The sequence below is a fragment of the Avibacterium volantium genome (genome assembly GCF_049366555.1).
GTDB classification, from domain to species: Bacteria; Pseudomonadota; Gammaproteobacteria; order Enterobacterales; family Pasteurellaceae; genus Avibacterium; species Avibacterium volantium_A.
The window spans coordinates 1-10536 of record NZ_JBMMGT010000042.1; the positions used below are offsets into that span (position 1 = coordinate 1).

General features: G+C 40.4%; 10 protein-coding genes and 1 other RNA gene. 4 read left to right on the forward strand and 7 right to left on the reverse strand.

What is annotated here, in order from left to right; all coding sequences use genetic code 11:
- The 5 genes from ACLS0A_RS10575 to yfbV form a co-directional block, all read right to left on the reverse strand.
- Positions 1-384, reverse strand: a 384-nt coding sequence (locus tag ACLS0A_RS10575) for a hypothetical protein (RefSeq protein ID WP_423111577.1), incomplete at its 3' end; no start/stop codon positions are given.
- A gap of 575 nt (positions 385-959) precedes the next feature.
- Entirely contained in the window at positions 960-1541 is a 582-nt protein-coding gene (locus ACLS0A_RS10580) for a UbiX family flavin prenyltransferase (RefSeq protein WP_416083300.1), read from the reverse strand.
- Complete coding sequence (gene purF / locus ACLS0A_RS10585; protein ID WP_410681988.1) at positions 1541-3052, reverse strand: amidophosphoribosyltransferase; 1512 nt, start codon at positions 3050-3052, stop codon at positions 1541-1543. The genes ACLS0A_RS10580 and purF overlap by 1 nt, the downstream gene beginning before the upstream one ends.
- A 13-nt stretch (positions 3053-3065) precedes the next feature.
- Positions 3066-3566: a CvpA family protein gene (locus ACLS0A_RS10590; RefSeq protein ID WP_416083299.1), complete on the reverse strand. Its 501-nt coding sequence runs from the start codon at positions 3564-3566 to the stop codon at positions 3066-3068.
- 164 nt (positions 3567-3730) lie between these two features.
- Positions 3731-4171: a terminus macrodomain insulation protein YfbV gene (yfbV, locus tag ACLS0A_RS10595; RefSeq protein WP_416083298.1), complete on the reverse strand. Its 441-nt coding sequence runs from the start codon at positions 4169-4171 to the stop codon at positions 3731-3733.
- Positions 4172-4457: 286 nt separating this feature from the next.
- Between yfbV and ACLS0A_RS10600 the strand changes: the two genes are divergently transcribed.
- From ACLS0A_RS10600 to ssrA, 4 genes are all read left to right on the forward strand, one after another.
- The gene (locus ACLS0A_RS10600) at positions 4458-5660 is read left to right on the forward strand and encodes an acetate kinase (RefSeq protein ID WP_103852890.1); all 1203 of its coding nucleotides are present in this window, start codon (positions 4458-4460) and stop codon (positions 5658-5660) included.
- A 65-nt stretch (positions 5661-5725) separates the two neighbouring features.
- Positions 5726-7864, forward strand: coding sequence for a phosphate acetyltransferase (gene pta / locus ACLS0A_RS10605; RefSeq protein ID WP_103852891.1), 2139 nt, complete (start codon positions 5726-5728; stop codon positions 7862-7864).
- A gap of 369 nt (positions 7865-8233) precedes the next feature.
- On the forward strand, positions 8234-8902 hold the full coding sequence (locus ACLS0A_RS10610) for a hypothetical protein (RefSeq protein ID WP_416083297.1): 669 nt from the start codon (positions 8234-8236) through the stop codon (positions 8900-8902).
- Positions 8903-9006: 104 nt separating this feature from the next.
- Positions 9007-9373: a transfer-messenger RNA gene (gene ssrA / locus ACLS0A_RS10615) on the forward strand.
- A gap of 125 nt (positions 9374-9498) precedes the next feature.
- On the opposite strand, the gene ACLS0A_RS10620 is transcribed toward ssrA, so the two are convergent.
- On the reverse strand, positions 9499-9726 hold the full coding sequence (locus ACLS0A_RS10620) for a hypothetical protein (protein WP_423105298.1): 228 nt from the start codon (positions 9724-9726) through the stop codon (positions 9499-9501).
- A gap of 48 nt (positions 9727-9774) precedes the next feature.
- Positions 9775-10536 (reverse strand): hypothetical protein (locus ACLS0A_RS10625; protein ID WP_423105297.1); only part of this gene is annotated, 762 nt, incomplete at its 5' end.

Consider the following 10536-nt stretch of genomic DNA (forward strand, 5'->3'; position numbering starts at 1 on the left):
CTTAAAATTATTTTTCATACTATAATGATTTAAGATACTATTTACCCTTTCAAGCTTTGCATTTGTAATTAAATAGCATAATTCTGGATTATGACTTTTTACACAACAATATATTTCCTCATTTAATAAGGTTCTAAAAAGATGCTTCTCATAAATCATTTCTTTTAAAGCAACAATATTAGAAATCAAGCTATCATCAGAAAAACAATTTAAAATATTAGGTAAATGTTCTCTAGTTATTCTTTCTGAATAATCAAACTCAAAATTAGGCAAATAATATCTAATTGCTTCAATATAAGCTGCATTATTAGCTTCATCAGTAAAAACCAGTGTATTATCTAAATCAACTAATAAAATATCATTTTCTCTGATACTAAGTTTCATTTTTAATAATCAATTTTATACGCATCTTTCATTTTTTTGCTCGCAAACGCAACACCTTGTTCAGCAGATTTTTTGAACCAGTACGATGATTCTCCATTATCAGGATAAAAAATATCTACCAGCCTATCTCTATACATCACGCCTAAATTGTATTGTGCTTCTGCTATGCCTTGCTTGGCTAATATTGTTAACCGATAGAATCTTGTTTTTTTAACAATTCCTCAAACTCAGACATTTTGCCTCCTTATTATTTAGAGAACATAAAAATTTTCCTTTCGGCAAAGGGTTTTGTTTTCTCTGTAAAGAGAGAAAACAACAGGGAGTATACTCCCTTGAAATTGTTGAATATTTAATCTAAATTTAAGGGTGGGGAAATGCTAAAAATGGTAATGAAAATATCGGTGGATTAGCCTGTAATTTTAATCGCCTTACAATAAAAAGCGTAAAAGATAAAAAATACAAGCTATCGTAGGTTAAAATAAGTTACACCTGATGCAAATGCTTATGTGTTGTTGAGCCTGTAACGCTATTCTCTTTTTGCGTTCAGTTTGGGAGGATTATAAACATCAATAATGCTAAAACGAATGTTCTCCCCAACGCTGAAAAAGTTCTCGCTCAAGATCGATGCCGAATTGGTCGCATAGGCGGTTAATGCTTTGGTTGATGATGTCATCAAGGCTTGCGGGGCGGTGGTAAAAGGCGGGCATTAGAGGCATTATGGTTGCCCCAATTTCAGCCGCTTGGGTCATTAAACGCAAATGCCCTAAATGCAACGGGGTTTCTCGCACACATAGGAAAAGCGGTTTGCGTTCTTTTAAGCACACATCAGCGGCACGGGTGATTAAATCATCGGTATAGCTATGAGCGATGCCCGATAAGGTTTTGATTGAGCAGGGTAAAATCACCATTCCTAAAGTGCGGTATGATCCTGAAGAAATTGCCGCGCCAATATCTCGCACGTCGTAGGTTTTATCCGCAAGGGCTTTCACCGCTTGAATGCTATAATCCGTTTCTGCCGTGAGGGTTTGTTTGGCAGCATTGCTGATAATCAGGTGGGTTTCGATATTGGTTTGGGATCGCAAAACTTCAAGCAGGCGTATAGCATAAATCGCCCCAGAAGCCCCTGTGATCCCAATAATTAAACGTTGTTTTGTCATTAGCTCTCGTTGTGCATTTCAAGATTGGTTGCGTCTTTTTCACGCTTTTTCTTTGCACTATCATTGCGTAAATCCGCAATTTGGTCAAGATATTCGGCGGTAATATCGCCTGTAATATATTCGCCTGTAAACACAGAACAATCAAAGCCTTTAATGGCTGGATTCTCTTGTTGTACGGATTGAGTAAGAGCATCTAAATCTTGGAAAATCAATTTGTCCACGCCGATGAGCTTCGCGATCTCATCCACATCACGCCCGTATGCAATCAGTTCGTGCTTGGTTGGCATATCAATGCCGTACACATTGGGATAGCGAATTTCAGGTGCGGCAGAGGCAAAATAAATTTTCTTCGCTCCCGCAGCCCGTGCCATATCCACAATTTGTTGCGAGGTTGTGCCACGCACAATGGAATCGTCCACTAACAGCACATTTTTCCCTTTAAACTCAGAAGAAATGGTGTTGAGTTTACGGCGTACCGCACTGGCTCGCTGGGTTTGCCCCGGCATAATGAAGGTGCGACCCACATAGCGATTTTTCACGAAGCCTTGGCGATAAGGTTTGTTTAAAATATGGGCTATGCGTAAGGCAATATCATTAGAAGTTTCAGGCACGGGAATCACCACATCAATGTCTAGATCTTGCCATTCACGGGCGATTTTTTCCCCTAGACGTTCCCCCATATGTACTCTTGCTCCATAAACGGATACGCCGTCAATGTAAGAATCTGGGCGGGCAAAATAAACATATTCAAAAATACAAGGGTTGAGCTTTGGATTGTCTGCACATTGCTGGGCATAAAGTTTGCCGTCAAAGGTAATATACACCGCTTCGCCCGGCTGAATATCTCGAACAAATTCAAAGCCCACTACATCTAACGCGACACTTTCAGAAGCAAACATATATTCTGTTTTGCCTTTTTCCTCACGTTTGCCTAGTACCAATGGGCGAATGCCATTCGGGTCGCGAAAAGCCACCATTCCGTGTCCGATAATCATTGCTATACAAGCATAAGCCCCACGAATGTCATTATTCGTAGCTTTAATGGCGTGGAAAATGTCTTCGGCGGAAAGGTGTTGGGTGTAAATGTGGTCGAGGTGGTAAGCGAGAATATTAAGTAGCACTTCAGAATCTGAATTGGTATTAACGTGCCTTCTCGCCCGTTCAAATAAGGTTTTCTTCAGCTGTTCCGAATTGGTTAAATTGCCATTATGCACTAAGGTTAGGCCATAAGGCGAATTGACATAAAAGGGCTGAGCCTCTGAAACGCTTGAACTTCCCGCTGTCGGATAACGAACGTGTCCAATCCCTGCATTGCCTTGCAAACGCAACATATGCACTTGTTGGAAAACATCGCTCACCAGCCCATTGGCTTTGCGTAAGCGAAAACGATTTTCATCGTCAATGGTTACAATTCCTGCGGCATCTTGCCCGCGATGTTGCAACACGGTTAAGCCATCATAAATAGCTTGGTTTACTGGACTTTGACCGATAATACCGACAATACCACACATTTCGTGTTATCCCCTATTGAGTTAATGTTGAGTTTAATAAACTGGAATTTTCCTGAATTTTTTGGAAGAACCATTCCACAATAAAACTAAAGTGCGGGATTAATTTTGACTCTTTCCATAGATCACTTTGGTTGAAATTGGTGAAAGTATCCACAAAGAATAATAATGCTGCAACGATGAGGACACCTCGCAACAAACCGAAACAGCCACCTAATACGCGATCCGTGCCTGATAAACCTGTTTTATCTACCAGTTGGCTAACTAAATAATTCACAATTGCGCCAATAATTAAGGTGGCAATAAATAAGATGGCAATGGCGGCGCCGTTACGAATATATCCTGATTCAATTTGAGTTAAAAAGTTGGCGACATAGGGATAAAAATGATTTGCCACCAGAAAGGCAACGACCCAGCTTGCAAGGGACATCACCTCACGCACGAAACCACGTAGAAGGCTGACAATAATGGAAAACGCAATAATTCCGATAATGATAAAATCTAAATAATTGTTCACGAAAATAATCTCTACAAAATATAGGATATTTATGACCGCCGTATTCTAGCAAAAAACGAAAACGTTTGCGTAGCATTATTTGCAGTTTTTTATCCTAAGGGTTAAAAAGTGGCGTACTATATCACTCGCTCCTGGTAGGATCAACAAAGCACGCATTAAGAAAATTATAAGGATTGCCAAAAGTCTGCGGGCAGTTTTTGCTCGGCTTTTTTTAATACTGACGCCAAATCTTGATAAGAGGGATTGTCTGGCACATTAATGCCACTGCCCGCTTTTTCCAATTGCTGACAAATTTGAGAAAATTGCACCGCACTTTGTGGCGGTAATGGCGTTTGGGCTCGTTTGCCAAGCCAATAAAGCCCCTGCAAAGGTAAACACAAGGAAAAAAGTGCGGTTAAAATGGTCGCGGCTAATGCCACCATATCCCCTTTGGCATAAATTTGTTGCCACACTAACGCAAACACCGCCAGAAATGGCATCAGTTTTTGCGAAAATTGGGTGGCTTTGATAACGCGGTTTTCGGGAAAAATCATACCTAATTTAGGGATTAACGGCCAAGTATTGAGATATTGTTGCCCTTGTTGAAGTGCGGTGAAAAATTTCATCTTTTTCCTTGTTTATACTGAGTTATGCTGATCGGTAATCAATTTGCTCATTATAGCTCATTCTTTTCCTTCCCTTCTTCTTTACTTTGAACTTTGATTTTATTTTTTATAAAAAAATTTTAATTTTTAATCATTTTTTTGATAAATGTCGCATTTTTTCCACCTTGAGAATTTATTTTATTGAGTGAACAGTGTATCCTATACAGGATCTAACGACTTTTATATGTCGCTCCGTTTAGGCTATGTCAGACGGATTCCTTTTAACTTAATTAAAGATAGGTTACTTATGTCTCAAAAATTAGTTCTCGTACTTAACTGCGGTAGTTCATCACTTAAATTTTCAATTTTAGATCCTGTAACAGGTGAAGAAAAATTGTCTGGTTTGGCAGAAGCATTTCATTTACCCGATGCGCGTATTAAGTGGAAATTACACGGCGAAAAAGGCAATGCAGAATTAGGTGCTGGTGCAGCACACAGTGAAGCCCTTGCATTTATTGTGAACAATATTTTCCCATTAGATCCATCATTAAAAGATGAGATTGTGGCAATTGGTCACCGTATTGTTCACGGTGGTGAGAAATTCACTTCTTCTGTAATCATCAATGATGAAGTTATTCAAGGGATTAAAGACGCGATCCAATTTGCGCCATTACACAACCCTGCGCACTTAATCGGTATTGAAGAAGCGTTCAAAATGTTCCCGCACTTAAAAGATAAAAACGTGGCGGTGTTTGATACAGCATTCCATACCACAATGCCTGAAGAAGCATTCTTATATGCCATTCCTTATTCTTTATATAAAGATCACGGTGTTCGCCGCTACGGTGCGCACGGTACAAGCCATTTCTATGTAAGCCAACAAGCGGCTGAGCGTTTAAACGTGCCTGCGGATCAAGTAAATGTGATTACTTGCCACTTAGGTAACGGTGCATCAGTAGCTGCCGTTCGTCACGGTAAATGTATTGATACATCAATGGGCTTAACCCCATTAGAAGGCTTAGTGATGGGTACACGTTCTGGTGATTTAGACCCTGCAATCATTTTCTACCTACATGATAACCTAGGTATGAGCGTTGAAGAAATCAACACCCTATTAACCAAAAAATCAGGTTTATTAGGTTTAACAGAAGTAACCAGCGACTGTCGTTATGCTGAAGATAACTATGATGCGGAAGCCGCAGCAAAACGTGCATTAGATGTATTCTGCTACCGTTTAGCGAAATATATCGGTTCATATATGGCGGTTATCGGTGAGCGTTTAGACGCTATCGTGTTCACTGGTGGTATTGGTGAAAACTCAGGACTTGTTCGTGAAAAAACCTTAGAGCATTTAAAACTCTTCGGCTATAAACTAGATAACGACAAAAACCTTGCAGCGCGCTTTGGTAACGAAGGCGTGATCACCGCAGATAACACCCCTGTGGCAATGGTTATCCCAACAAACGAAGAATTGGTAATCGCACAAGATACTGCAAAACTTTGTAGCTAATTTTATAAACAGACTGCCGAATTATTCGGCAGTTTCTTTTTCATCATTTAACCTGAAGGTTTATTATGTCTCGCACAATTATTCTTATTCCTGTGAGTGCTGGCGTTGGTTTAACCAGTGTTAGCCTTGGTTTAATTCGTTCGCTTGAAGAAAAAGGCGCGAAAATTGGTTTTATGAAACCCATTTCGCAACCAAATACCGGCGAAGATAAACTTGATCGCAGCACTTCTATCGTTCGTACTAGCACTTCTATTGAAACCGCTGAGCCATTTATGCTAAGCGTAGCGGAAAGCTTAATCGGACAAAATCAATCTGATGTTTTATTAGAGAAAATTGTTGAAAATCACCAACAATTAGCTAAAAACAATGAAATTATCATTGTTGAAGGTTTAATCCCAACGCGCAAACATAGCTATGCCAACAGCATTAACTATGAAATTGCCCAAGCGCTAGATGCAGAAATCATTTTGGTTGCTGCCCCTTCAACAGAAACGCCAGCACAGCTTAAAGAGCGTGTAGAAGCCGCTGCTTCACAATTTGGTGGTAAAAATAACAAAAACTTACTGGGTGTGGTTATCAATAAATTCAACGCACCGATTGATGAATCTGGTCGTACTCGCCCTGATTTAAGTGAGATTTTTGACGCTTATCAACATAGCCATAGCAACGTGGCTGAAGTGTATAAACTCTTTGAAAAAAGCCCAATCAAAGTGCTTGCTTGTATTCCTTGGAATGCAGAACTTATTGCAACTCGCGTTATTGACTTAGTTAAACACTTAGGTGCAGCCATTATCAATGAGGGCGAAATTCAAACTCGCCGTATTCGTAGCATCACTTTCTGTGCAAGAAGTTTACCAAATATGGTGGAACACTTCCGCAATGGTAGCTTGTTAGTGACTTCCGCAGATCGCCCTGATGTATTAGTTGCTGCTGCCCTTGCTGCAAGTAATGGCATTGAATTAGGTGGTTTGCTTTTAACTGGCGGATATAAATTAGATAGCCAAATCAAAAAACTGTGCCAACCTGTTTTTGAAAGCACAGGATTGCCAATTTTCCGTATTGAAGGCAACACTTGGCAAACCGCTTTGGCATTACAAAGCTTTAACCTTGAAGTGCCAGTCGATGATAAAGAGCGTATTGAAAGCATTAAACAATACACTAGCCAACAATTTGATGCGGACTTTGTTAATTCAATCGTGGCAGAATCTTCTCGCCAACGCCGTTTATCGCCACCTGCGTTCCGTTTCCAATTAACCGAATTAGCACGCCAAGCGAAAAAACGCATTGTATTACCTGAAGGGGACGAGCCGCGTACCATCAAAGCCGCAGCCCTTTGTGCAGAACGTGGTATTGCAGAATGTGTGCTTTTAGCTAACCCAGCAGATGTTCAACGTGTAGCAGAAGCACAAGGCGTACAATTAGGCAAAGGCATCACCATTATTGATCCAGCAAGCGTGCGTGAAAACTATGTGGCCCGTTTAGTCGAACTGCGTAAAAACAAAGGTATGACTGAAGCCCTTGCTCGTGAACAGCTCGAAGATACCGTGGTACTTGGCACAATGATGTTAGAAGCCAACGAAGTTGATGGCTTGGTTTCAGGTGCGGTTCACACCACAGCGAATACGATCCGTCCGCCAATGCAAATTATCAAAACAGCACCAGGTAACTCCATTGTTTCTTCAATCTTCTTTATGTTATTGCCAGATCAAGTGCTTGTTTATGGTGACTGTGCGGTAAACCCAGATCCAACGGCAGAACAGCTTGCAGAAATCGCAATTCAATCGGCAGATTCTGCGAAAGCCTTTGGTATCGATCCAAAAGTGGCAATGATTTCCTACTCTACGGGTACCTCTGGTAGCGGTGCGGACGTTGAAAAAGTGAAAGAAGCAACACGTCTAGCACAAGAAAAACGCCCAGATCTGATTATTGATGGTCCATTACAATATGATGCGGCAATTATGGAAGATGTGGCACGTTCTAAAGCGCCAAACTCACCAGTTGCGGGTAAAGCTACCGTATTCGTGTTCCCAGATCTGAATACAGGTAACACCACTTATAAAGCGGTACAACGCTCTGCGGATCTCGTTTCTATTGGCCCTATGCTACAAGGTATGCGTAAGCCAGTGAACGACCTTTCTCGCGGTGCATTAGTCGATGATATTGTGTACACCATTGCATTAACAGCAATCCAAGCAACACAATAACAAAAATTCAGAAAAAACCGACCGCACTTTAAATCTGCGCTTTTCCCTTAAAAATAGCGGTTAAGCGCAGATTTTTTTACATCAAAATTTTCTATGAAAAAATGCATAATGATGACAAAATCACCGCATTAAGCTATAAAATTCACCACTTACAAAAGTTTCACTCTTTACATAAAATGACAATTCATTACTCAAAAAACATCTTTTCATTTAATTTCAATGAGTTAAATCTATCCACTTAAATTTTTTCAAAATTAATACGTAAAAAAATGTAAATAGTAGTTTATTTTTCCACATTTTTGTTACAGACTATGCACCGCAAACGTGGGGTTTGTATCTCATTATTGAATTATTTATTTAGGAGTAAAAATGAAAAAATCATTATTAGCCGCATTAGTATTAGGCGCAACCTTAACTGTAACTGGCTGTTTCGATAAAGAAAGCAAAGTTTCAGCACAAGTTGAAAATGCAAAATCAAGCGTTTCTGAAGCAAAAGACGCTGTAGCTCAAGCAGCATCAGATGTTAAAGATGCATCAGTTGAAGCAGCAAAAGATGTGAAAGACACTGCAGTATCAAAAATTACTGAAGCTAAAGATGCAATCACTGAAAAAGCAAGCTCAATGGCTGACGCAGCAACACAAAAAGTGACTGAAATGAAAGATGCAGCGGCTGAGAAAGTAACTTCTATGGCTGATGCTGCTACTCAAAAAGCAGCTGAAATGAAAGACGCTGCAGTTGAAAAAGTAACTAGCGCTAAAGATGCAGTAGCAGAAAAAGCAGCAGATGTAAAAGACGCTGCAATTGATAAAGTTGCTGATGTTAAAGATGCTGCCGTAGAAGCAAAAGATGCTGCAGTAGAAAAAGTAAGCTCAGCGGTTGATTCAGCAGCACAAAAAGTAGCTGAAGTAAAAGACGCTACAATGGACAAAGCCGCAGCTGTTAAAGATGCAGCTGTAGAAGCAAAAGATGCTGCAGTTGAAAAAGTAACTGAAGCGAAAGACGCTGCTGTTGAAAAAGTTGAAAGTTTAACTAAATAATTTAGTCATCATAGTGATGAACAAAAAGGCTAGAAATATTCTAGCCTTTTTACTTTATTTCTCTTTAAATTCAATCAATTCCTTGATAGAATTACCAAGTTTTTGGGGCTGATTCTGGATTCGACGGGATTAGCGAAGCCCAAGGTGCACGTCGAGGTGCGGTTGGCCTCGTAAATAAACCGCAAAAAAATAGTCGCAAACGACGAACAATACGCTTTAGCAGCTTAATAACCTGCTCATAGCCTTCTCTCCCTAGCTTCCGCTCGTAAGACGGGGATCAAGAGGAGTCAAACCCAAACGAGATCGCGTGGACGCCTCCGCTTGAGGATCGAAACGTTAAATTGAATCAAGCTAGCTTAACTATCGCGTGTCTGTCCGCAGTGGTTAAGTGAAATTAAAGACTAGACTAAACGTGTAGTGCTGAAGGTAGAGTAATTTCGGACGGGGGTTCAACTCCCCCCAGCTCCACCAAATTTGATATAACCTAGATACAACTATGGCATTAAAATCAACGGGTTATTGAATTATCTCAATTTTTAATACAACTCAAATATAACCATAAATGATCCGTAGCTGATCCGTGAATGATAAAGCCCTTATTTTTCTCCTTTAAACCAAATTCCCCCAAACATTCTCACTAATCCATACAACACACGCCCTAAAATCGGGCGTTTATTTTTGAGCATACATTGCAAAAATCGCTCGTCTGCTTCTTTGCGCGATACCGTGCCATTAATACCATAATCCCGATCGTGCTGATGACAACAATTATTGACATCGGCAGGTGCGGATTTCCACCCTGTGCAATAATGTTTTTTACTCATAAATTCTCCCCAAAAAAATGACCGCACTTTTGTGCGGCCAAAACCAAATTAACTCCGGTCAAGCATACCATCAATAGATACAATGTTGTCTAGTCTATACTCTTGAGAGTTATAAACAAACACGCGTTGTCTATAGTCAACATCTGGTAATTGACTTCCCCCCTCGAGCGTGATTGTTATACTGGTATCATCGTTAAAGCGGATTTGGTAATCACCCGCAAACGGTGCTTTAAAGCCGAATCCGCCGTTATGAGGTAAAGAGACCACATCTACCAGGCGTTCAGGTGGCGGATCTACACGATATAAGTAAGTATCTTTTAACGGTAGCTTGCTGATTGCGTTACTGTATGTCTCTGTTGTTAATAACGCTCCTGTCTCATCATAGATGGACATTGCCCCTCCGACAACTTTAATGACAATTACTTCTGGCGCAAGTGCCAATTTATAAATCTCATTCCACCTTTGTCCCTGTCTAAATGCGAGCGTGCTTGGTCCTCTACTTAAGCTAACGCGCTTATAAACTGTATCGCCATCAACATTTGGGTCATACAGATGGATATAATTTTGTAACTGCACCTCTTGTTTTTGTACGCGTTGCAAGTCCACCTCAAATTCTCCAAGAGGCAAATCATCTAACGCAGGTACTGTTACGGTTACTTTGCCTGCATATTCAGTATCGTCAAAAATGAGATTACCGTCGTCCAAGCGGGCTATATCTGGAGTAAATGCATAGGTTTCCCCTTTCACCGCTGGCATACGACTAATATTTGCAACAGTAATAGGCGCACTATCTGAGGCAAATCCATATAT

Excerpts from the sequence above, each read along its gene's own strand:
- ACLS0A_RS10580 (WP_416083300.1), bottom strand. The coding sequence starts at position 1,541 with ATGACAAAACAACGTTTAATTATTGGGATCACAGGGGCTTCTGGGGCG.
- purF (WP_410681988.1), bottom strand. The coding sequence starts at position 3,052 with ATGTGTGGTATTGTCGGTATTATCGGTCAAAGTCCAGTAAACCAAGCT.
- yfbV (WP_416083298.1), bottom strand. The coding sequence starts at position 4,171 with ATGAAATTTTTCACCGCACTTCAACAAGGGCAACAATATCTCAATACT.
- ACLS0A_RS10600 (WP_103852890.1), top strand. The coding sequence starts at position 4,458 with ATGTCTCAAAAATTAGTTCTCGTACTTAACTGCGGTAGTTCATCACTT.
- pta (WP_103852891.1), top strand. The coding sequence starts at position 5,726 with ATGTCTCGCACAATTATTCTTATTCCTGTGAGTGCTGGCGTTGGTTTA.
- ACLS0A_RS10610 (WP_416083297.1), top strand. The coding sequence starts at position 8,234 with ATGAAAAAATCATTATTAGCCGCATTAGTATTAGGCGCAACCTTAACT.
- ACLS0A_RS10620 (WP_423105298.1), bottom strand. The coding sequence starts at position 9,726 with ATGAGTAAAAAACATTATTGCACAGGGTGGAAATCCGCACCTGCCGAT.